At 59.8% G+C, this 20,681-nt stretch carries 21 protein-coding genes; 14 read left to right on the top strand and 7 right to left on the bottom strand.

Annotated features, from left to right (window positions below):
* Positions 1-13: 13 nt before the first annotated feature.
* Genes ybgF through queC form a run of 3 tightly spaced genes read left to right on the top strand, consistent with a single transcriptional unit; the run spans position 14 to position 2,194 of the window.
* A complete protein-coding gene (ybgF, locus tag Ga0074115_RS07135; protein ID WP_158294801.1) occupies positions 14-844 on the top strand; it encodes a tol-pal system protein YbgF in 831 nt (276 codons plus the stop codon).
* Positions 845-878: 34 nt separating this feature from the next.
* Positions 879-1,520: a 7-carboxy-7-deazaguanine synthase QueE gene (queE, locus tag Ga0074115_RS07130; RefSeq protein ID WP_057956938.1), complete on the top strand. Its 642-nt coding sequence runs from the start codon at positions 879-881 to the stop codon at positions 1,518-1,520.
* Positions 1,517-2,194 (top strand): 7-cyano-7-deazaguanine synthase QueC, encoded by a 678-nt coding sequence (queC, locus tag Ga0074115_RS07125; protein WP_057956939.1) that lies wholly within the window; start codon positions 1,517-1,519, stop codon positions 2,192-2,194. The genes queE and queC overlap by 4 nt, the downstream gene beginning before the upstream one ends.
* Positions 2,195-2,472: 278 nt before the next feature.
* Here the strand turns inward: queC and Ga0074115_RS07120 are convergent, their stop codons facing one another.
* Positions 2,473-3,315: a PEP-CTERM sorting domain-containing protein gene (locus Ga0074115_RS07120; RefSeq protein ID WP_082626904.1), complete on the bottom strand. Its 843-nt coding sequence runs from the start codon at positions 3,313-3,315 to the stop codon at positions 2,473-2,475.
* 626 nt (positions 3,316-3,941) lie between these two features.
* On the opposite strand from Ga0074115_RS07120, the gene Ga0074115_RS07115 reads away from it, so the two are divergent.
* Positions 3,942-5,165 carry a YeeE/YedE family protein gene (locus Ga0074115_RS07115; protein ID WP_057956941.1) on the top strand — a complete coding sequence of 408 codons (1,224 nt, stop codon included), beginning with the start codon at positions 3,942-3,944 and terminating at the stop codon, positions 5,163-5,165.
* Positions 5,166-5,228: 63 nt separating this feature from the next.
* Here the strand turns inward: Ga0074115_RS07115 and Ga0074115_RS07110 are convergent, their stop codons facing one another.
* Positions 5,229-5,618 (bottom strand): DUF302 domain-containing protein, encoded by a 390-nt coding sequence (locus Ga0074115_RS07110; RefSeq protein WP_006475529.1) that lies wholly within the window; start codon positions 5,616-5,618, stop codon positions 5,229-5,231.
* Between the two features lie 126 nt (positions 5,619-5,744).
* Positions 5,745-5,951 carry a hypothetical protein gene (locus Ga0074115_RS16225; RefSeq protein WP_157292696.1) on the bottom strand — a complete coding sequence of 69 codons (207 nt, stop codon included), beginning with the start codon at positions 5,949-5,951 and terminating at the stop codon, positions 5,745-5,747.
* Positions 5,952-6,166: 215 nt separating this feature from the next.
* Here Ga0074115_RS16225 and mazG point away from each other — a divergent pair, with 215 nt between their 5' ends.
* The 6 genes from mazG (at position 6,167) to Ga0074115_RS07080 (ending at position 13,738) form a co-directional block, all read left to right on the top strand.
* Positions 6,167-6,988, top strand: coding sequence for a nucleoside triphosphate pyrophosphohydrolase (gene mazG, locus Ga0074115_RS07105; RefSeq protein WP_082626905.1), 822 nt, complete (start codon positions 6,167-6,169; stop codon positions 6,986-6,988).
* Positions 6,985-7,851 carry an NUDIX hydrolase gene (locus Ga0074115_RS07100; protein WP_087959747.1) on the top strand — a complete coding sequence of 289 codons (867 nt, stop codon included), beginning with the start codon at positions 6,985-6,987 and terminating at the stop codon, positions 7,849-7,851. The genes mazG and Ga0074115_RS07100 overlap by 4 nt, the downstream gene beginning before the upstream one ends.
* Before the next feature lie 163 nt (positions 7,852-8,014).
* Positions 8,015-10,114 (top strand): carboxy terminal-processing peptidase, encoded by a 2,100-nt coding sequence (locus Ga0074115_RS07095; RefSeq protein WP_060528361.1) that lies wholly within the window; start codon positions 8,015-8,017, stop codon positions 10,112-10,114.
* Between the two features lie 148 nt (positions 10,115-10,262).
* On the top strand, positions 10,263-11,837 hold the full coding sequence (gene gshA, locus Ga0074115_RS07090) for a glutamate--cysteine ligase (RefSeq protein WP_057956943.1): 1,575 nt from the start codon (positions 10,263-10,265) through the stop codon (positions 11,835-11,837).
* Between the two features lie 120 nt (positions 11,838-11,957).
* Positions 11,958-13,148 carry an O-succinylhomoserine sulfhydrylase gene (locus Ga0074115_RS07085; protein WP_057956944.1) on the top strand — a complete coding sequence of 397 codons (1,191 nt, stop codon included), beginning with the start codon at positions 11,958-11,960 and terminating at the stop codon, positions 13,146-13,148.
* 5 nt (positions 13,149-13,153) lie between these two features.
* Positions 13,154-13,738, top strand: a complete 585-nt coding sequence (locus Ga0074115_RS07080; protein WP_057956945.1) for a class I SAM-dependent methyltransferase — start codon at positions 13,154-13,156, stop codon at positions 13,736-13,738.
* Positions 13,739-13,856: 118 nt separating this feature from the next.
* Here the strand turns inward: Ga0074115_RS07080 and Ga0074115_RS07075 are convergent, their stop codons facing one another.
* Complete coding sequence (locus Ga0074115_RS07075; RefSeq protein ID WP_057956946.1) at positions 13,857-14,855, bottom strand: SO_0444 family Cu/Zn efflux transporter; 999 nt, start codon at positions 14,853-14,855, stop codon at positions 13,857-13,859.
* 188 nt (positions 14,856-15,043) lie between these two features.
* Here Ga0074115_RS07075 and Ga0074115_RS07070 point away from each other — a divergent pair, with 188 nt between their 5' ends.
* From Ga0074115_RS07070 to Ga0074115_RS07055, 4 genes are all read left to right on the top strand, one after another.
* Positions 15,044-15,595, top strand: coding sequence for a glycine zipper 2TM domain-containing protein (locus Ga0074115_RS07070; protein WP_005961367.1), 552 nt, complete (start codon positions 15,044-15,046; stop codon positions 15,593-15,595).
* A gap of 88 nt (positions 15,596-15,683) precedes the next feature.
* Complete coding sequence (locus Ga0074115_RS07065) at positions 15,684-15,938, top strand: PepSY domain-containing protein (RefSeq protein ID WP_006475537.1); 255 nt, start codon at positions 15,684-15,686, stop codon at positions 15,936-15,938.
* 15 nt (positions 15,939-15,953) lie between these two features.
* The gene (locus tag Ga0074115_RS07060; RefSeq protein ID WP_057956926.1) at positions 15,954-16,649 is read left to right on the top strand and encodes a response regulator transcription factor; all 696 of its coding nucleotides are present in this window, start codon (positions 15,954-15,956) and stop codon (positions 16,647-16,649) included.
* A gap of 6 nt (positions 16,650-16,655) precedes the next feature.
* On the top strand, positions 16,656-18,011 hold the full coding sequence (locus Ga0074115_RS07055; protein ID WP_060528360.1) for an ATP-binding protein: 1,356 nt from the start codon (positions 16,656-16,658) through the stop codon (positions 18,009-18,011).
* A gap of 58 nt (positions 18,012-18,069) precedes the next feature.
* Here the strand turns inward: Ga0074115_RS07055 and rsgA are convergent, their stop codons facing one another.
* From rsgA to Ga0074115_RS07040, 3 genes are read right to left on the bottom strand one after another with little or no spacing between them, the layout of a single operon-like run.
* The gene (gene rsgA / locus Ga0074115_RS07050) at positions 18,070-19,071 is read right to left on the bottom strand and encodes a small ribosomal subunit biogenesis GTPase RsgA (protein WP_057956928.1); all 1,002 of its coding nucleotides are present in this window, start codon (positions 19,069-19,071) and stop codon (positions 18,070-18,072) included.
* A 3-nt stretch (positions 19,072-19,074) separates the two neighbouring features.
* Positions 19,075-19,353, bottom strand: a complete 279-nt coding sequence (locus Ga0074115_RS07045) for a hypothetical protein (protein WP_057956929.1) — start codon at positions 19,351-19,353, stop codon at positions 19,075-19,077.
* A gap of 12 nt (positions 19,354-19,365) precedes the next feature.
* Positions 19,366-20,613 (bottom strand): M48 family metallopeptidase, encoded by a 1,248-nt coding sequence (locus Ga0074115_RS07040; protein ID WP_057956930.1) that lies wholly within the window; start codon positions 20,611-20,613, stop codon positions 19,366-19,368.
* Between the last annotated feature and the right edge of the window lie 68 nt (positions 20,614-20,681).

Raw genomic sequence — 20,681 nt, 5'->3', positions numbered from 1 at the left:
GCGGATAGAGAAGATGAAGAATTTTCGACTAGGGATATTGGCCGGACTGCTCCTCTCGCTGCCGGCTGTGGCGGCTGAAACTGGTCAGCCCCGGGCGGTGCAGGCCCAGCCTGCTCCACTGACGCTGGAGCAGCGATTGGGCCGGCTGGAACGGATCCTGAAGAATCAGAGTCTGGCAGACATCATCATGCAACTGCAGCAGCTGCAGCAGGAAATCCAGCAGATGCGTGGCGAGATGGAGCTACAGAAACACGCCATGGATGCGCTCAATAAACGCCAGCGGGATCTCTATCTTGATATCGACCAGCGTCTCTCCCGGATGCAGACACTGCCGGCGCCGCCAGCCAGTCAGCCTCTACCGCAGACGGTGATGCCGGCTGCGAGCTCCGAGGTTGCAGCGACTTCGGCTGATGCCGCTCAGAGTGGAGAGGTGGGGGCGCGGACACCACCCGATCCAAAACTGGAGGCGGCCGCCTATCAGCGCGCCTTCAACCTGCTGAAGCAGGGACGCTATCCCGATTCCATCAAAGCCTTCCGCGACTTCCTGCAGCAGTTTCCCGGCGGCAGCTATGGGGATAATGCCCAGTATTGGCTGGGCGAGGCGAGCTATGTCAGCCGCGACTTTGATGCCGCATTGAAAGAGTTCAGCCTGGTGCTGGAGCGCTATCCCAGCAGCAGCAAGCTTCCAGGTGCGCTGTTGAAGAGCGGCTATATCTACTATGAGAAGCACCAGTGGGATGAGGCGAGACGTCTCTTCAATCGTCTGCAGAGCGAATTTTCCGGCTCTACCGAGGCGCGCCTGGCGGCCAAGCGTCTGGAACGTATGGAGCGTGAAGGGCATTGAGTGGCGCCACTGAACTGTGCTGCGGGCCGGTCTAATGGCCCGTCTGCGCATCAGCGAGATCTTCTATTCGCTGCAGGGGGAGAGTCGCACGGCTGGTCTGTCGACACTCTTTATTCGTCTCACCGGCTGCCCGCTACGTTGTAGCTATTGCGACACTGAATACGCCTTCAGCGGTGGTGAGTGGATGGAGCTGGCGGCGGTGCTGGATCAGGTCGAGCGATCCGCTGCCCGGCGGATCTGTGTCACCGGTGGTGAACCGCTGGCGCAAACTGCCTGCATCGAGTTGCTCGATAGTCTGCTGGAGCAGGGCTGCGAGGTCTCGCTCGAGACCAGCGGCGCGCTCGATATCTCAGCGGTTGACCCGCGGGTCTCGCGGGTGGTGGATCTGAAGACCCCCGGCTCCGGCGAGGAGACGCGTAACCGCTATGCCAATCTCGACCAGCTTACCGCGAACGATCAGCTCAAGTTCGTCATTTGCGATCGGGCAGACTACGACTGGAGCCGTTCGATGCTCGAACGATATGGCCTGATCGGCCGCTGTGAGCTGCTGTTTTCACCCGCCTTCGGACGCCAGGATCCCGCCCAGCTGGCGGAGTGGATCCTGGCGGATCGGCTCGATGTGCGCTTCCAGCTGCAGCTGCATAAGCAGCTATGGGGCGAGGAGGCGGGGCGATGAGCCTAGCCAAACGTGCGGTGGTGCTGCTCTCCGGCGGACTCGATTCCGCCACCGTGCTGGCGATGGCGCGCCAGCAGGGGTTTGAGTGCCACGCCCTGAGCATGCTCTATGGTCAGCGTCATGCGGCGGAACTCGATGCCGCACGGCAAGTGGCACAGGCGTTGGGGGCGGTCGATCACAAACTGATCAATATTGGTCTCGACGATATCGGTGGTTCGGCGCTCACCGGCGAGCAGATCGCGGTGCCCGAGACGCCCAGCGAAGGCATCCCCCCCACCTACGTACCGGCGCGCAACACCGTATTCCTCTCTCTTGCGCTGGGCTGGGCGGAGGTGCTCGAGGCCCAGGATATCTTCATCGGCGTCAACGCGGTGGACTACTCTGGCTACCCAGACTGTCGACCTGAGTTCATCGCCGCCTTCGAGCAGCTCGCCAACCTGGCCACCAAGGCGGGGGTGGAGGGACGGCGAATTCATATCCACACTCCGCTGATCGACCTCAGCAAAGGTGAGATTATTCGCCAGGGGATCGGGCTGGGAGTCGACTACGCTCTCACCGTCTCCTGCTACCAGGCCGATGCGCAGGGGCGCGCCTGTGGGGTCTGCGACTCCTGCCGGCTCAGGCTGAAAGGTTTTGAAGAGGCGGGAGTTGCGGATCCGACCCGATATCGCTGATCCACCCTTAGATTTGGCAGTGATTAACTCAGTATCTTGATATGGCAATGCGCATGCCCGTGATTTCAGGGATATATGACGTGACATCGCAGATATTGGTATTGCCAGTTACTCCACAAACCCAATCGATATCAACAATCGAATCAACAGTTAGTTGCCTCTCTTCATCAAGAATATTTGTCACAGTCATCACAGACCGGCTGACTGTGATGAATTTACCCGGACGCCAGGGGCAGAGTGGTACTGTATATGGGTGTCGATTTCTAATTGAAGGCGCTTTATTTCTTTATTTGGTGTTTTCTGGTGCGTGCAAAGCCAAGCCCCGCTATTCCTGTAATCATCAAATACAACGCCGATGGTTCAGGTACATAGGCTATTTGTGCATTATCAAATGAGAAGTAGGCAGTGGGGTCAGGGTCAGTATCCTGGAACTGAACTGCAACATACATATGCGAGGAGAGAAGATACGTATGGTTGTCTTGGAGAGGAAAGTGCCACGCAGTATTTGCATACCAAGGGGCACCAATTAACTCGGGTGTAACTAATAGCGGTGCATAAATCGTTATATCGTATAAGTCCACACCAAACATCATCTCTTGCCATGAGATTGTGGGCCTTACGCCATCGGTTTCAACGTCCAAGGATAGGTCACCGCCGCTCACGTAAAATAGCCAGCTGAGTTCCGTCTCGATAGAACTCCACCCGTCAACGGGTACTGATGTGTCTGAGCTGTATCCGCCGGTTGTGCTCTCCCAGTAAAATAGGTCGGGAGTGGCAGGGTCCAAAAACATGACGAGTTCACCCCAGGCCATTTGATCCCATGTCTCTGAAACTCCATATTGGCTTGGGACGTATTCGATATATGCATCCGCGGCACGGAAGGCATTTCCATCTTGAGTGAGTGCTGGACCAAATGCTGGGCCGTGGTATGTAGATGTCGCCTCAGCAAGTAGAGTGGATGTGCCTCTTTCTTCAAACCATGCTTTTGTCTCGATGTCGATAACGTCTCGAATCAATTCTATGGTTGTTGCGTTGGCAAATGGTGTGTAAGACGCTGCGGTCACTATCAACATTATGAGTGCTGATTTTGCCCAAATCGACTGGTTGCCCGCTTTATTCATCGCCTTGTTCCTGCAAGTGATTTTGAACCCTGAAGAGTTGAATGTTGCGTTTGTGCACTTGGTTGTTCTAAGGGCTTAGGATCTAAGGCGCGCAAATGCCATGCCAAAGGCAGGAACGACATTCATGCGACATAAATTCCGTCGAAATTAAAGGAATTGGGTCACGTTTCCGGTCTTTTCGTTAAAAGAAAGCTCAAGTGAGCAACCAAACTGTGACGCGACACTATGTTATGTCGTTTTTCAGATGAGCGTATTGGCTGGATGGCGGCGAATGATCGATGTGTAAAAAATCTCGACGCTACGGCTGTTGGGGCTTCTCTAGTATTGGCCACAAATTCAACAGAAAATGCCTGGAATCTTTCGTGGTTTGTTGAGAATGCTTGTCCCATCAATGGCTTAGGTTTCTTCTGTGTGCTGCAGAATGGAGTGTAAGAAATTTCGACGCTCGTGTTGCTGGGTGTAGTTCGCCATGGTTTGAATTCAGATCTGGGCCACGCCGGTAACTGCTTCGGTAAGGAATTCCTGTCCCTATTCCATTCTTTTCCATCCATGTAGAATCCTCCGGCTTATGAAAAATTGATGAGGGGTGCCGCGACGCCCCATTTTTGAAGGCTGAGGAGGATTCGATGAATGTCACAACACAGGTGATTTTGATGGGGGGCGGGATCGCCTTTGTGCTGGGGGTGGTCGCATCGAAGACCAACTTCTGCACCATGGGCGCAGTCTCCGACTGGGTCAACATGGGCGATACCAATCGTATGCGCGCCTGGTTTCTTGCCATGCTGGTGGGCATAGTCGGGGTGATGGTCCTTGAGGGCAGTGGCTTGGTTGGGTTTGATCAGACGCGGCCGCTCTATCGCAGCAGCAACCTCAGTTGGGCAGAGTACCTGGTGGGTGGCCTGATGTTTGGGATCGGTATGACCCTGGCGAGTGGTTGTGGTAACAAAAACCTGATCCGCATCGGTGGTGGCAATATCAAATCGGTTTTTGTGCTGCTGATTGCTGGCACCATGGCCTACTTCATGACTCATACTCTCCATGCGGAGACTGATAACACCCTTTACTCAGTTCTGTTCTACCCTTGGACCGATCCGCTGGCCATCGCGTTGCCGTCGAATCAGGATCTGGGCAGTCTGGCGGCGCTGCTGGTGGGCGGTGATGCGGCCAGTCTGCGGCTGCTGATCGGCGGGCTGCTGGCGGTGCTGTTGGCGTTCCAGATCTTCCGCTCCGCCCAGTTCCGCGGCCATCTCGAACACGTCGTCAGTGGCGTGCTGGTGGGTCTGTGTGTGCTGGCGGCTTGGTATGTGACCGGCGGCATGGTGTTCGGCGATGAGGGCACCTGGGTCGAAGCTACCGAGTGGCTGGAAGGGGACGAACGGCCGGTGGGGATCGGCGTGCAGGCCTTTACCTTTATCAATCCGATGGGTGAGACCCTGGCCTATCTGACCGATCCGAACAACAGTCTGCTGATCACCTTTGGCGTCGCTGCGCTGGTTGGGGTGATCCTTGGCAGCCTGAGCTATGCGCTGGTTAGCCGCAGCTTCCGTATTGAGTGGTTCCACGATTGGCGCGACTTTTTCAATCACGCGATTGGTGCGGTGCTGATGGGTGTGGGCGGCGTGCTGGCGGTGGGCTGTACCATCGGCCAAGGTGTCACCGGGATATCGACCCTGGCGCTGGGCTCAATGCTGGCGCTGGCCTCGATCATCCTGGGCAGCGCGCTCACCATGAAGGTGCAGTATTACAAGCTGGTCTACGAAGAGGAGGCGAGCTTTTTAACCGCCCTGCTGACCGGGTTGGTGGATCTGAAACTGCTGCCAGAACAGCTGCGCAAGCTGGAGGCGGTCTGATTCAGTTGCGACCGCCGCTGGCGCTTCAACCAGCGGCGGTCGTTTAGATTTGGATTGGCAGGATTAGCCCTTCAGCTTAGCCACTACCCGTTCCAGCTTCGCTTTTGCTTCTTCGGCCACGCTCTTGGCCGCATCGGATTCAGCAAGTCCCAATACCGCCACCGGGTCCATGAAGCTGACCACCACCTGGCCGGTTTCGCTCTCGCGCATGATGAAGTTGCAGGGCAGCAGGGTGCCGGCATTGGGTTCTTCTGAGATGATCCGGTCGGCCAGTTTAGGATTGCAGGCACCAAAGATACGATAGTTGGGGATCGCCTTGTCGATCTTTGCCTTGAGGATCGCCTGCACATCTACCTCGCTGACGATGCCGAGGTGCTCCTCCATCAGGGTTGCCTTGACCCGTTCCACTGCCTCATCGAAGGGCAGATCAAGTTCTGTGTGAAATTCGTACATAAAGCCTCCGTTGTTTGGGTGCGCAGAAGATAGCTTTCATGATGGCTGTAGACAACGAGGATTATCAATGGAGATATGCCAACGCCCTTGTAGAAAAAGGGGGAACTCCGGGGGTTGGGAAGCTGCTCAGTAGTCGCTGGCGAACTGCTCCCGACACTGCAGCAGCAGGCTGCGGTAGGTGCTGATCAGATTGCGTTCCAGTTCGGAGTTGGCTGGAGTGAGCCGGGTTATTGCCTGTTCATAGTGGGCGACCTGTTCGATGGGGGACATCTCGCATGGGTGGATGAGCTTATGCTCCTGTTGCTGCAGTAAAATTGCTGTTGAAGCGGTCATCTTCCCTGTTCCTAAATGTGTTGGTATAAAGATTTGAAGGGGCGCGTATTGTGAGCCGCATCACACTAGCGGACAAGTGGAAATCAGCTTGATGTGGGAAGATTATTTGCACAACAAGATCCACGCATCTCCTTGATAATCAATCTATTGACCCAATTCAAAGATTTCTGAGCAGATTTCCCCTTTTATGGTTCCGCGCACTAGAGAGGTTCGCCGTGTCTGAATCGATGCAACGTCTGCTCGAACTTATGGCCAGACTGCGGGATCCGGAGACTGGCTGTCCCTGGGATCGAAAGCAGAGCTTCGCAACCATTGCGCCCTACACCATCGAAGAGGCCTACGAGGTGGCCGATGCGATTCAGCGCGACGATCTCGAGGATCTCCGGGAGGAGCTGGGGGATCTGCTGTTTCAGGTGGTGTTCCACGCCAGGATGGCGGAGGAGGCGGGGCAGTTCGATTTCGAGGCGGTGGTGGCAGGAATCGTGGAGAAGATGGTGCGTCGGCACCCCCACGTATTTGCCGATCAGACCCCGGCCAATGAAGCAGAACTGCGTCACGCCTGGGAGCAGCAGAAACTGCAGGAACGTCGCGCCAAGGCGGGTGATGCGGGGCACCGGGTGCTGGATGGGGTAGCCCAGGCGCTGCCGGCCCTGATGCGCGCGGAGAAGCTGCAGAAGCGGACGGCCAAGATCGGCTTTGACTGGCCGGAGATCGAGGCTGTTGCCGACAAACTGCGGGAGGAACTGGGCGAGGTGGAGGCGGTGATTGCGGCTGATCAAGCGCAGCAGCGGGAGGAGGAGATCGGTGACCTACTGTTCAGCTGTGTTAATCTTGCCCGCCATGCCGGGGTGGATGCCGAGAGTGCCCTGCGCAGCGCCAACCACAAATTTGAACGCCGTTTTGCCCACATGGAGCGTCTGCTTCGGCAACAGGGTGGTGATATCCATGCCACCGGTATCGACACCCTGGATCCGCTCTGGGAACGGGTGAAAGCGGAGGAGCGCAACAGGCGCAACACTGAGGAGAATCAGGAATGAGCCAGTCCGCAATGGGCTATCTGCGGCACATCTATAATTGCAACACCTGGAATCCAGCCAACTTCACCCCTTTTTGTATCGCCGGAGAGCGGGTCGGACGTCTAAAGCAACCGTTGGTCGAGGCGCTTGGTCAGTGGCCAGAGCGGTTTCGCATCAGGCGGGAGCAGGTCGAGCTGATCGACGAGCAGGACGACTTCGACTACCGCACCGCGCAGTTGGACGAGGTGGTGGATGCACTGGTCGAACAGGGTGTGATCACCCATCAGCACGGTGAACGCTACCCGGTGACCGCAGCTGAGCGGCAGCACGCCTTTGCCACCATCGATCGTACCTCGGCCCCCTATTTTGGCCTGCGCGCCTACGGCCAGCACCTCAACGGTTATGTTCGTGACAGCGAAGGGCTTAAGATGTGGATCGCGCGCCGTGCCGCCGATCGGCGGGTGTTTCCCGACAAGCTCGACAACATGGTGGCGGGTGGTCTGCCGCATCAGCTGAGTCTACAGGAGAACCTGCAGAAAGAGTGTGCCGAGGAGGCATCGATTCCGCCGCAGCTTGCCAGCCGGGCGGTGCCAGTCAGCGCCCTAAGCTACTGTCGGGAGACCGAGACCGGACTCAAGCCTGATACCATCTACTGTTACGATCTGGAGCTGCCCACCGATTTTGTGCCGGAGAACAGCGATGGCGAGGTGGCGGCCTTCTACTTGATGCCGGTGGAGGAGGTGATCGGGCTGGTGCGGGAGACCGACGAGTTCAAGCTCAACTGCAATCTGGTGATTATCGACTTCCTGATCCGGCACGGAATTATGCATCCGGAGGAGCCGGACTATCTGGAGATAATCGAGGGTTTGCATGAAAAACTGTGAGCCGGAGTGCAGTTTGCCGCAGCGAATTGGCATCATCGGATCTGCCCTTGCTTCCCGGATTTGTCCGGGTTAATAAAGAGGGTGGAACGCGAGAGGCAGAAAGAGGGTCAAACCCCTCATTATCTTTCTAGAACCACTAACTACAGCGCGTGTGTGTTATCGGATGAAATCAATTAAAATTTTCCTGCTGCTTGTTATCGGACTTGTACTGGTCAGCGGCCAGAGCCTGGCTGAGAAGCGGACGGTTCCACTCTCTGAGTTGATACCCTCGCGTAACCACCAGCAGGCGACGGTGGTGATCCTCAAGGTGATCGACAAATACCACTACAAGAAGGCCCCGCTGAATGACGAGATGTCGAGCAAGATCCTTGATCGTTATCTCGATTCTCTCGACCCCAATCGCTCCTTTCTCCTCGCCTCGGATATCAATCACTTCTCCACCTACGAGAAGAAACTCGACAACTATCTGCTCAACGCTCGCTTGGAGCCGGCCTTTTTGATCTTTCGCAGCTACCGCAAACGCGTTAGCGATGCGGTGGCTTACGCTATCGATCTGCTCGACAAGGGCTTCGATTTCGAACGCGATGAGGAGTATCGGTTTGACCGATCCGAGGCCTCTTGGGCCCAGACCCGTACCGAATGGCGCGAGATCTGGCGCCAGCGGGTGAAGAACGATGTGCTCAATCTGCGCATGACCGGCAAGCCTGAGGAGAAGATCAAACAGACCCTGCGTGAGCGTTATCAGGGGCTGGAGCGGCGCATCAGCCAGTTTGATGCAGATGATGTGTTTCAGACCTTCATCAACTCCTATACCCTGAGCATCGAACCCCACACCAGCTATATGTCGCCCAGCACCTCGGAGAACTTCGACATCAGCATGCGCCTCTCCCTAGAGGGCATAGGCGCGGTGCTGCGCTCCGACAACGAGTACACCGTGATCCAGAAGACCGTGCTCGGCGGACCTGCCAAACTGAGCGGCCAGCTGAAAGCGGGGGATCGCATCCTCGGCGTGGGGCAGGGTGTGGATGGTGAGTTGCAGGATATCGTCGGCTGGCGCCTGCAGGATGTGGTCGAGCAGATCCGGGGTCCGAAAGGCTCGGTGGTGCGCCTGCGCATCCTGCCGAAGGGCGAAAGCTCGGACGGCAAATCGAAACTGGTTACTCTGGTGCGCAACAAGATAAAGTTGGAGGATCAGGCCGCCAAGAGTTCCATCATCGAGAAGCTCGATGGCATGAAGGATCTGCGTATCGGCGTTATCGAGATCCCCACCTTCTACCGTGACTTCGCCGCCGAGAGCCGCGGTGAAAAAGATTTCAGAAGCACCACCCGGGATGTGCGCCGGCTGCTGGCCGAGCTGAAGCAGCAGCAGGTCGATGGGGTAGTGATTGATCTGCGACAGAACGGTGGTGGTTCCCTGAGCGAGGCTACCGAGTTGACTGGCGTCTTTATCGACACCGGGCCGGTGGTGCAGATCAGAGATGCCTTCGGCAAGGTGGAGGTGGAGCGCGACCCCGATAGCGACATCGCCTACCGGGGGCCGCTGGCGGTGCTGGTGGATCGCAACAGCGCCTCCGCCTCGGAGATATTCGCCGGTGCCATCCAGGATTATCAACGCGGCATCGTGGTCGGTGAACCGACCTTTGGCAAAGGCACGGTGCAGACGCTGGTGGAACTGACCCGGTTTGTGCCCGGCGACGACACCGATCTGGGCCGGTTGCGGCTCACCATGGCGCAGTTCTTCCGCATCAACGGCAGCAGCACCCAACACCGGGGGGTGGTGCCAGACATACTCTATCCCACCGCGCAATACTCCTCGGAGCATGGTGAGCGTTCCCTCGACAACGCCCTGCCCTGGGCCAGCATCAAGGCTGCGCAATACGCCTCCAAAGGGGTTAACGCCGTCTCCCACCTGTTGAATCGCCACCAGCAGCGTGTTGGTTCAGACCCGGGCTTCGTGATGCTGGTCGAGCAGGAGAAGCGCTTTAAGAAGGCCGATAAGCGCACCGAGGTGACGCTGCTGGAGGTGCAGCGCCGCAGAGAATGGGATCAGCGTGAGAAGGCGCGCATGGATTACAAAAACCGCTTCCGTCTCTCGCTTGGTCTGAAGCAGATCGAGACCGACCGCAAGGCCGATGACGAAGAACTACTCCAGGATGACGAGGATCCGGAGGTGAAAGCGACCAACCAGATCCAGGTCAACGAAGCGGCTAGGATTCTGGCCGATTCCATTCTCTATCAGCCTCCCCGTGCAGTGATGCGCTGATGCGGCGTCTCATTAACCCCGTAAAATATCAGTGTTGCTGGTCACGGTGCGGGCTATAATCGCCCCCTTTTTCAAGGGCGTGTCTGAATGAATCTGGACGCGCACATCGTCCAGATTCATTCAGAGGCATCCAAGGGCAGCCGCTATTTTGTTATCCCGCCTCGAAGAGCGACTGAAAAAGATCGAGCAGAACCAGCTTGGCATCCTGCTGGGTCAGGGCTTGATCGGCCTGGAGAAGGAGAGCCTGCGGGTCACGCCCGCAGGCGGTATCGCCCAGAGTGCCCATCCGGAGGCGCTGGGCGCACCGTTGACCCACCCCTACATCACCACCGACTATTCCGAAGCGCTGACTGAGTTCATCACTCCACCACTGCAGCAGCGCGATGCGGTGCTCGAGTTCCTGCGGGATGCGCAGAAGTTTGTCTACGACCGGCTGGAGGGGGATGAGATCCTCTGGGCGACTAGCATGCCCTGCGTGGTGGAGGGCGGCTGCACTATCCCCATCGCCCGTTACGGCAGCTCCAATGCGGGGCTGATGAAGACGGTCTACCGGCGTGGCCTGGGACACCGCTATGGCCGCGTGATGCAGGTGATCGCCGGGGTCCACTTCAACTACTCGCTGCCGGAGGCGTTCTGGCCCGGTTATCAGGCGTTGGAGGGCGGTAAGGGGGATCTGCAAGGTTTCATCTCCGAAGCCTACTTTGGCCTGATCCGCAACCTGCAGCGTTTTGGCTGGTTGGTGCCCTACCTGTTTGGTGCCTCGCCGGCGATCTGCAAGTCGTTCCTCGGCGGGCGCCCCAGCAGCCTCAAGTCATTCGATGAATATACTTACTACCAGCCCTACGCCACCTCCCTGCGGATGGGGGATATCGGTTATCAGAACAGCAAGGAGCAGGGCACCGGTGTGAAGGTCTGTTACGACTGTCTCGATGCCTATCTGGAGACCCTGGGGCGTGCCGTCGAGACCCCCTGCCCGATCTATCAGACGATCGGGGTGGAGGTGGATGGGCGCTATGAGCAGCTCAACGCCAACATCCTGCAGATCGAGAACGAATACTACAGCACGGTGCGGCCGAAGCAGATCCCCGATGGTATGGAGAAGCCGATCCTCGCCCTGCGGCGGCGTGGGGTGCGCTATATCGAGTTGCGTTCATTGGATGTGAATGCCTTCGACCCATTGGGGATAGACCAGCCGCAGATTCGTTTTCTTGAGGCCTTCTTGCTGCTCTGTCTGCTGCTGGAGAGCCCTGCGATCAACGTCTTCGAGCAGAAAGAGATCGACCGCAACGAGGGTGCTGCCGCGCATCGCGGGCGCGATCCACGGCTGTTTCTGCAGCGTAACGGGCGGGAGATCCGCCTGCGCGACTGGGCACTGGAGATCTTCGATGCGATGTTGCCGATCTGTGAGCTGCTCGATGCCGACAGCGCTGATCAGCCCTATCAGCAGGCTCTGTCAAGTCTGCGCGAGCGGATCATCGACCCCGACCTGACCCCTTCTGCGCAGATGCTGGCGCAGATGCGCCAGCAGGGTGAACCCTTCTTTGGCTTTGCTCAGCGCATGTCGCAGCAGCACAACGACTATTTCAGACAGCAGCGCCTCTCTGCTGAGCGGGAGGCACTGTTCCGGCAAGCGGCAGCCACCTCCTGGCAGCGTCAGCGGGAGATCGAAGCCCAGCCGCAAGCCCCATTCGGTCAGTATCTGGCCGATTACTTTGTCCAGTGAGGTCATCTCCACCAGGACTGCGGTACGAGACTAAATTGGTGTTATGCTTCCCCGTTTCAGGCAGCGGAACCTATTCGATTCCCCTTGCCAGTCAGCAACAGATTTCGGCAAGCGAGAGCCATGAGCGAGAGAGATTCAGACGACTGGGCATTTGCCACCCGCGCGATCCGTACCGGCCATCAGCGTACCATGGAGGGGGAGCACGGCGAGCCGATCTTCACCACCTCCAGTTTTGTCTTTGACAGCGCCCGGGAGGCGGCGGCTCGCTTCAGCGGCGACCAGGCTGGCAATATCTACGCCCGCTTTACCAACCCCACCGTGCGCATCTTCGAGCAGCGTCTGGCCGATCTCGAGGGGGGCGAATCCTGTGTCGCCACCGCCTCCGGCATGTCGGCAATCCTGGCGACCTGCATGGGGCAGCTGCAGGCGGGGGATCATATCGTCTCCTCGCGCAGCATCTTTGGTTCAACCACCATCCTCTTCAATAAGTATCTGACCCGCTTTGGCATTGAGGTCAGTTATGTGGATCTGGTCGATATGCCCGCCTGGGAGGCGGCGATCCGCCCCGAGACCCGCATGCTGTTTATCGAGACCCCCTCCAATCCGCTCACCGAGGTGGCGGATATCCGCCTGCTGGCCGATCTGGCACATGCCCATGACGCCCTGCTGGTGGTGGACAATTGCTTCTGCACCCCGGCGCTGCAGCGTCCGCTGGAGCTGGGGGCGGATGTTGTCGTCCATTCGGCGACCAAGTTCCTGGATGGTCAGGGGCGCTGCATCGGTGGCGCGGTGGTGGGTGACGCCAACACTGTGGGCGAAGAGGTCTACGGTGTGTTGCGTACCGCCGGCCCGACCATGAGCCCGTTCAACGCCTGGGTCTTCCTCAAGGGGCTAGAGACCCTGGACCTGCGCATGCAGGCTCACTCGCGCAATGCCTTGGCGCTGGCCGAGTGGCTCGAGGCCCAGCCGCAGGTGGCGCGGGTCTACTATCCGGGGTTGGCTTCGCATCCGCAGCATGCACTGGCCTCACGCCAGCAGAGCGCCGCCGGCGGCATTGTTGCGTTTGATGTGAAGGGGGGGCAGCAGGCCGCCTGGGGCGTGGTCGATGCCACCGAGCTGCTCTCGATCACTGCCAACCTCGGCGATGTGAAGAGCACCATCACCCATCCCGCCACCACCACCCATGGTCGCCTCAGCCCGGAAGAGCGCCAGGCCGCCGGCATCGGTGAGGGTTTTCTGCGCATCGCGGTGGGGCTGGAGAGTGTAGATGATATCTGCGCCGATCTGGCGCGGGGGCTGGAGCGGCTCTGAGGCGGATGGAGGAGCGTCTCGAGAAACTCAGGGCGAAATGGGACGAGCGCCACGCCGCCCCGGAGAAACCCGTGCACGCCGCCGAGGTGCTGAGTGAAAACCTCCACCTGCTGCCTGCGACAGGGGATGCCCTGGAGTTGGCCTGCGGGCTGGGAGGTAACGCCTTGGCGCTGGCTCGGGCGGGACTGCGGGTCACTGCCTGGGACCTCTCCCCGGTGGCGATCAAACAGCTGAATACCGCGGCTGACGCCGAAGGCCTGTCGCTCAGTGCTCAAGTGCGGGATATTGAGAGCGAGGCGCTAGCACCGGCCAGCTACGATGTGATTGTCGCCAGCTATTTTCTCGATCGCAGCCTGATCCCCGGTTGGATCGAGGCGCTGCGGCCCGGCGGGCTAATCTTCTTCCAGACTTTCAGCCAGACCCGCCTCACCAGTCGCGGTCCCAACGATCCGGCCTTCCGTCTGGCAGACAACGAACTGCTGAGTCTCTTCTCATCGCTCAGGTTGCGTTTCTACCGGGAGGAGGGCGAGCTGGGGGATGTGACAAAAGGGAGCCGGGATCTGGCGATGTTGGTAGGGCAGAAGCCCTAGCCGGAAGGTTGCTTGTGTAGGAGCGCTGCTTGCAGCGCGAACAGTCATCCAGAAGTGCAGGATCAGTGGCGATCGTCAGGTGTTACGGCGACCGCACCGCAAGCGGTGCTCCTACATTCTATCTCTGCTTCAGACTCCGCCGGGCGCTGGCTAGCGCGGCGGTCAGCAGGCCCACCCCTGCCAGATGCTTCAGCCAGTCGGGCAGCCACTCCTGTTCGCCGGCGACAGAGGCATCGACCACCCACCCCATATCCTCGAGCAGCACATCCAGCGCCACTCCCATCAGCAGGCTGCTGGCTGCGATCCCCAGTAGATAGGCCAGCAGCACCTGGCGTCCCATCTCCTTGCCGATCACCCCCATGGTGGCGAGGTTGGTGGCGGGGCCGGCGAGCAGGAACACCAGCACCGCGCCAGGCGAGAGCCCGGCGGCGAGCATCGCCGCCGCTAGTGGGGTGGAGGCGGTGGCGCAGATATACATGGGGATTCCCACCACCAGCATCAGCAGCATGGTCAGCGGTCCGCTGCCGACCTCGGCCAAGGCGGTTGGTGGGATGAATGTCATCACCAGCGCGGCCAGGATCAGGCCAGCCGCCAACCACAGCAGGATGTCGTCGAGCATATCGACAAAGGCGTAGTGCAAGCTGCTGAGCAGCGGCTGCTGCTGGTTGGCAGGTTTGCTGCAGCAGTTGCCGGTTGCTACGGCCACCGGCAGCGTAGACGGGAGAGGGGACGCCTCGGGGATCAGCGAGGTCAACAGGCCGGTGGTGATGGCGCTGAACAGGGCCGCCAGCGGACGGGCGACGGCCATGATCGGTCCGAGCAGGGCATAGGAGAGGGCGATGGAGTCGGGGCCGGTCTCCGGGGTGGCGATCATAAAGGAGACGGTGGCGCTGTTGGAGGCCCCGGCGCGGCGCAGCCCAAGCGCGGCGGGCAGCACACCGCAGGAGCAGAGCGGCAGCGGGGCGCCGATCAGAGCCGCCTTGAGAGTCGGCGCCAGGCGCCCCTGGCCGAGCTGGCGCTGCAGTAGGTCCGCTGGCATCCAGGCCTTAAGCAGCCCGATCACCAGCCAGAAGGCGGCATCGAGATAGATTGCCATCAGGTTGTGCAGAAAGGCCATGGTGATGCAGCTCTTGGGGGTATGTCGAGTCCGAAGATTGCGATGGGGCGGGCGTTATTCTACCTCCTATCGATCAGGATTCATGGCAATAAACTTCAGGGTTTTTGTGGGGCGTTTCCGGTTCAGGCGCGGTTCAGTTTCTCCGGCTTAATCTATAGCCAAGAGATGAGGAGAGAGCCTCCTCACCCATGTTAAAGATCGAGGAAGCCGAGATGAAAAAAACCACTATCGCCATTGCCACCCTGCTGCTGAGTGCATCCCTGAGCGTCAATGCAGGTTGGAAGCACCGTTACCAAGACACCGCCAAGGTGATCGATGTGGATCCGATCTACAAGACCGTGGAGATCTCCCGCCCGGAGCGGCACTGCTGGGATGAGCAGGTCTCTCACTATCGTCCAAATCGCGACAAGTCCTATACCGGAACCGTACTTGGAGGCATCGTTGGTGGTGTGGTGGGTAACCAGTTCGGCAAGGGAAAGGGCAAGGATGCGGCCACCATCGCCGGCGCACTGTTGGGCGCATCGGTTGGTCACGATGCCAGCCGCAACCGGAGTGGCCACTATGTGACCGAGACCGAGCGGCGCTGTGAGGTGATCGACTACACAGAGCAGGAGGAGCAGCTGGTGGGCTATCGTGTAAAATACCGCTACAAGGGTCAGGTCTTCACCACCCGCACCAAGAGCCATCCGGGCAAGCATATCCGGGTGCGGGTGGCGGTGACGCCGATCGATGAGTTATGAATCAAGTGTGGAAGAGCTGTCCGATACCCAAGTCGGTCAGCCTTCCCGCTGCTGGAAAGGTCCGAACTGAATGCGTGTCAGACAAATAATGTTGCCGCTCATGCTGCTGTTTGGTGGCCTGCTGTTGACCCAGGGGGTCAGTGCGCGGGGCCTGATCAGCTTGGATGAGGCGGTGAAACAGGCCAAGCGGCAGAGCGGTGGTCGGGTGATTTCCGCCGAGACCCGCGAGTACGATGGTCGTCCGGTCCACAATATCCGTATCCTCACCAATGAGGGCAAGTTGCGCCGCTATCAGATGGATGGCCGCAGCGGCCGCTTCATCAAACGCAAACCGAGACCCTGACCCCAGGAGAACCCGATGCGGGTATTGCTAGTCGAAGATGAGGCAGAATTGCGCAACCCGCTCGAGGCACGCCTGCGTCGTGAGGGTTATACGGTGGATGCGGCAGACAACGGCCGCGACGGCCTGTTCCTCGGCCGCGAGTACGGTATCGATGTGGGAATCGTCGATATCGGTCTGCCCCAGCTCTCAGGTATCGAGGTGATCCGCCAGCTGCGACAGGCCGGCAAACACTTCCCGATCCTGATCCTTACCGCGCGCGGCAACTGGCAGGACAAGGTGGAGGGGCTCGAGGCGGGGGCCGACGACTATCTGGTCAAACCCTTCCATGTCGAAGAGTTGCTGGCGCGCCTCAACGCCCTGTTGCGGCGTGCTGCAGGCTGGTCGCAGCCGTTGATCGAGTGTGGCCCCATCGAGCTCGATACCCGCAGCCAGACGGTGTGTCTGCAGCAGCAACCGATTGATCTCACCGCCTACGAATACAAGGTGCTCGAATATATGATGTTGCACGCCGGTCAGGTGGTCTCCAAAAGTGAGCTGACCGAGCATATCTATGATCAGGACTGGGATCGTGACAGCAACGTGATTGAGGTATTTGTGCGTCGTCTGCGTAAGAAGCTCGATCCTGAGGCACGCTACAAGCCGATCGAAACCCTGCGCGGGCGCGGCTATCGCTTTGTCCTGAAACGCGCCGAGTCGTCGTCTGCGGAGTGATCCTGGGTGGTGCGTTTTTCGATCCATGCCCGATTGTTGGTTGTGGCCAGCCTGGTGCTGGCGGGCTTTCTCGGGCTGACCGGCCTGGTGCTAGAACAGGCCTACCGGGCGAGTGCCGAAAAGGCGATGAAGGAACGCCTCGAGAGCCAGATCTACGGCCTGCTGGCCGCCGCCGAGGAGGATCAGCAGGGTCGTCTGAGCCTGCCCAGACTGCTCTCCGATCCCCGCTTCAACCGGCCCGACTCCGGCTACTATGCCCAGGTCTCCGGTGCTGGCGGTGGGTTTAGCTGGCAATCCGCCTCGATGGTGGGGCGCCAGCTCAGCTTTCTGCAGCCGACGCCACCTGGCCAGCGGCGTTTCCACCAGCCGCAAAATGGCGACCTGCTGGCGATCAGCTTCGGTGTCTCCTGGGAGGATTTCGAGGCCAATGAGACTGACTATGTGCTGGCGGTAGCGATCGACCTGAGCCCCCATCAGCATCAGATTGAGGCGTTTCGCAACACCCTGTTTCTCTGGCTTGGGGGAGTCTCACTGCTGCTGCTGATCCAAGGCCTGGTGTTGCGCTGGGGGCTCACGCCGTTGCGCACGGTGGCGGTTGAGTTGGAGGCGATCGAATCGGGTCGCAGTGAACAGCTACAGGGGCGCTACCCGCTTGAACTGACCCGCCTCACCAACAACATCAACTCTCTGATCCAGCACGCCCAAGCCCGCCAGAAACGGTTTCGTGACAGCCTGGGGGATCTGGCCCACAGTCTGAAGACGCCGCTGGCGGTGTTGCAGGGGCTGGCCGATCGGGATCCGCCGCTCTCCCCGGAGGAGCACGCCATTCTGGAGAATCAGGTGCAGCGGATGAACCAGATCGTTGCCCATCAACTGCAGCGTGCCGCTGCCTCCGGTCGCACCACACTCACTAGCGGTGTGCCGCTCAAACCGACCCTGCAGCGGCTGGCGCGCTCGCTGGATAAGGTCTATCGGGAGAAGGGGGTCGAGCGGCAGATTGAGGTAAGCGATAAGCTGCTGTTCCACGGCGACGAGGGGGATCTGATGGAGATCCTCGGCAACCTGCTCGACAATGCCTGGAAGTATGGCCGTTCGCAGGTGCGGGTGGGCGCCGGGCAGCGGGCGGGGCGGCTCGAGATCCATGTCGAGGACGATGGCCCCGGTATCCCCGCCGATCAGGCGCAGGCGGTGCTGATGCGCGGCAAGCGGCTTGACCAACAGCTGCCGGGGCAGGGCATCGGCCTCTCGGTGGTGCAAGATATCGTCGAGGCTTACGGTGGCACGCTGAGCCTGGCGAGCTCCACCCTGGGAGGGGTAGATGTCTCACTGAACTTGCCGCTGGCGACAGACCGTTCAGTGTAGGAGCACCGTTCGCGGTGCGAAGATTCCATCGCAGATGTTCGCGCTGTAAGCAGCGCGCCTACTGGTTTGAGGCGCCTGCCACCAGCCGGTGAAAGTGCGCCAGCCGGATCGGGTCGATCTGCCCGGCCTCGGCGGCCTGCTTGATTGCACACTCCGGCTCCTCCTGATGGGCGCAGTCGGCGAAGCGGCAGCGTCCCAGATAGGGACGCAGCTCGACAAAACCCTGTTCTATCTGCTGCTTGCTGAGCCGGGTGAGTCGAAAGCTGCGTACCCCCGGAGAGTCGATCAGCTCGCCGCCACCGGGCAGGTTGTAGCAGGTGGCGCTGGAGGTGGTGTGCCGACCCAATCCGGTGGCCTTCGAGAGGCGCCCGGTCTCCACCTGGTGATCCGGCAGCAGCGCATTGATCAGTGATGACTTGCCGACCCCCGATTGCCCTACCAGGATGCTGCGCTGGTCGTGCAGCGCCTCGACCAGCGGGTCCAGGCCGTGTTCGAGGGTGGCGCTGACTTCTACCACCGGGTAGCCGATGCTGCGATAGCAGTCGAACTGCCTCAGAAATCTATCCCGCTCGTCGCCCTGCAGCAGATCGATCTTGTTGATCGCGATCAGTGCCGGCACGTTGATGGTCTCGGCGGTCACCAGATACTGATCGAGCAGATAGCCGGAGGGCTCCGGCCTGGGGGCGAGCACCACTACGATCAGGCTGATATTGGCGGCCAGCGGCTTCTCCCGGCCGGCGTAGTCGGGGCGGCTCAACACGCTCTCCCGCGGCAGCAGGGCGGTGACTACACCACTTTTTTCGTCGATTGCCTGCCAGACTACCCGGTCGCCACACACCGGATGACCGATGTTCTGCCGGGTGCGGCAGTTGAAGAGCTGTCCGCTCTCGCCCACCACCATCAGCGTGGCGCCGTGGCGGATGATCACACGTCCCTCCTGGGGTGGCGCGATGTCACTCTGCGCCAGGCTCTCCGTAATCTGCTTTTCCAGTCGCTTGCGGCGCTTCTCCTGGATCGCCTGGATGCGTTCGCGCTGTCGTTGGGAGAGGCGGCGGCCCATGGTTTATTTGAACTTGTAGAAGTGCTGGTTGAGGTGGGTCGAGGCGTCATTGATGTCGTCATCGAACCACTTCAGCCCCAGCATCAGCTCACAGCGTTGTACCTGCTTATGCAGGCCGGGCAGGCTGGTGACACGCCGGTCGGGCCGGGTGTAGATCTCAGTGCCGTGGCACTTGTAACAGTGGGTATCGATCAGCTGTTTGCCGTTTGCCTGGTCGGCGGCAGAGGCGCTGCTGGCAATTGAAAGGCATGCGAGGATGGAGACAGGGATCAATTGTTTCATTTCCCAAAGTTCCTATGGGCTGGAGTGGTTAGCAATCTGGGCGATACGCACCGCCGCAGGCGGGTGACTGTCGTAGAACAGCGAGTAGAGCGGGTCCGGTGTCAGGGTGCTGGCGTTATCCTGATAGAGTTTGACCAGCGCCCGGATCAGCGGTTCGCTACCGCTCTGCTCCACCGCGAAGGCGTCCGCCTCAAACTTGTGACGGCGTGACAGATAGCTGCCGATCGGTGCGATGAACAGGGTGAACACCGGTGTGGCCAGCAGAAACAGCATCAGCAGCACGGCGTTGCTGGGCTGTGTCACCCCCAGCCCCTGATAGAACCAGAGTTGGCTGGAGAGCCAGCCGAGCAGCGCCAGCCCGAGCAGTGACACGCCGGACATGAGCAGCATCTGTTTGATCACATGGTGCAGCCGGAAGTGCCCCAGTTCGTGGGCCAGCACCGCCTCCATCTCCTGCGGTGCCAGAGCCTCTAGCAGGGTGTCGAAGAAGACGATGCGCTTGCTCTTGCCGAAGCCGCTGAAGTAGGCGTTGCCGTGGCTGGAGCGCTTGGAGCCATCCATCACAAAGATGCCATCGGAGTTGAAGCCGCAGCGGTGCAGCAGATCCTGCACCCGATCGCGGGTCTCGCCCGCCTCCAGTGGGGTGAAACGGTTGAACAGCGGCGCGATCAGCCGCGGATAGGCCCAGAGGATCAGCAGGGTGAAGCTGATCCAGACCGCCCATACCGCCAGCCACCAGAGGCTGCCGGCGGAAGCCATCAGCTGCAGGATCACCCACAATAGCGGCCCGCCTAGCAGTACTGCCAGCAGCAGTCCGAGCAGCCGGTCCAGGAGGAACCGTTTTGGACTGTTGCGGTTGAAGCCGAAGCGTGCCTCGATGACGAAGGTGCGCCAGAGCGCGAGCGGCAGTTCAATGAGACTGGAGATGAAAAACATTGAGAAGATCAGGCCGATGCCAGTGAGTGTCGCATCGAGTTTCAACCCCAGCCAGAATTGGTTGAGCAGATTGAGACCGCCGCCCAGCGTCCAACCGAGCAGCAGCAGGCTGCCGAGCAGGATATCGAGCCGTCCCAGCTGACCTTTGGCCTGGGTGTAGGCGGCGGCTTTTTGATGCTCATCCAGCGAGACCATCGTCGCAAAGGCCTCGGGCACCTGCTGCTGATGGGCACGCACATGCTGGAGGTGACGCTGTAGCAGCCAGAGCTGCAGCAGGGTGCCGGCGATCAGGGCGGCAAGGAAGATCGTGGTGAAGAGCGGCATCAGCGGTTTGGGGCGTTCTTTATGGATGGAGAGTCTGCTTCGGGGCCAAGAATACAGTCTCACTGGAG

The organism is endosymbiont of Ridgeia piscesae (genome assembly GCF_001443665.1).
Taxonomy (GTDB): Bacteria; Pseudomonadota; Gammaproteobacteria; order Chromatiales; family Chromatiaceae; genus Endoriftia; species Endoriftia persephonae.
Note: the sequence above shows the minus strand (reverse complement) of the source record. Positions and strands in the feature narration are given on the sequence as shown.

Excerpts from the sequence above, each read along its gene's own strand:
- queE (WP_057956938.1), top strand. The coding sequence starts at position 879 with ATGGCCCGTCTGCGCATCAGCGAGATCTTCTATTCGCTGCAGGGGGAG.
- Ga0074115_RS07115 (WP_057956941.1), top strand. The coding sequence starts at position 3,942 with ATGAATGTCACAACACAGGTGATTTTGATGGGGGGCGGGATCGCCTTT.
- Ga0074115_RS07040 (WP_057956930.1), bottom strand. The coding sequence starts at position 20,613 with ATGCCGCTCTTCACCACGATCTTCCTTGCCGCCCTGATCGCCGGCACC.
- Ga0074115_RS07080 (WP_057956945.1), top strand. The coding sequence starts at position 13,154 with ATGGAGGAGCGTCTCGAGAAACTCAGGGCGAAATGGGACGAGCGCCAC.
- Ga0074115_RS07120 (WP_082626904.1), bottom strand. The coding sequence starts at position 3,315 with ATGAATAAAGCGGGCAACCAGTCGATTTGGGCAAAATCAGCACTCATA.
- Ga0074115_RS07045 (WP_057956929.1), bottom strand. The coding sequence starts at position 19,353 with ATGAAACAATTGATCCCTGTCTCCATCCTCGCATGCCTTTCAATTGCC.
- Ga0074115_RS07075 (WP_057956946.1), bottom strand. The coding sequence starts at position 14,855 with ATGGCCTTTCTGCACAACCTGATGGCAATCTATCTCGATGCCGCCTTC.
- Ga0074115_RS07110 (WP_006475529.1), bottom strand. The coding sequence starts at position 5,618 with ATGTACGAATTTCACACAGAACTTGATCTGCCCTTCGATGAGGCAGTG.
- Ga0074115_RS07095 (WP_060528361.1), top strand. The coding sequence starts at position 8,015 with ATGAAATCAATTAAAATTTTCCTGCTGCTTGTTATCGGACTTGTACTG.
- Ga0074115_RS07060 (WP_057956926.1), top strand. The coding sequence starts at position 15,954 with ATGCGGGTATTGCTAGTCGAAGATGAGGCAGAATTGCGCAACCCGCTC.
- Ga0074115_RS07100 (WP_087959747.1), top strand. The coding sequence starts at position 6,985 with ATGAGCCAGTCCGCAATGGGCTATCTGCGGCACATCTATAATTGCAAC.
- Ga0074115_RS07085 (WP_057956944.1), top strand. The coding sequence starts at position 11,958 with ATGAGCGAGAGAGATTCAGACGACTGGGCATTTGCCACCCGCGCGATC.
- Ga0074115_RS16225 (WP_157292696.1), bottom strand. The coding sequence starts at position 5,951 with ATGACCGCTTCAACAGCAATTTTACTGCAGCAACAGGAGCATAAGCTC.
- ybgF (WP_158294801.1), top strand. The coding sequence starts at position 14 with ATGAAGAATTTTCGACTAGGGATATTGGCCGGACTGCTCCTCTCGCTG.
- rsgA (WP_057956928.1), bottom strand. The coding sequence starts at position 19,071 with ATGGGCCGCCGCCTCTCCCAACGACAGCGCGAACGCATCCAGGCGATC.
- Ga0074115_RS07065 (WP_006475537.1), top strand. The coding sequence starts at position 15,684 with ATGTTGCCGCTCATGCTGCTGTTTGGTGGCCTGCTGTTGACCCAGGGG.
- queC (WP_057956939.1), top strand. The coding sequence starts at position 1,517 with ATGAGCCTAGCCAAACGTGCGGTGGTGCTGCTCTCCGGCGGACTCGAT.
- Ga0074115_RS07070 (WP_005961367.1), top strand. The coding sequence starts at position 15,044 with ATGTTAAAGATCGAGGAAGCCGAGATGAAAAAAACCACTATCGCCATT.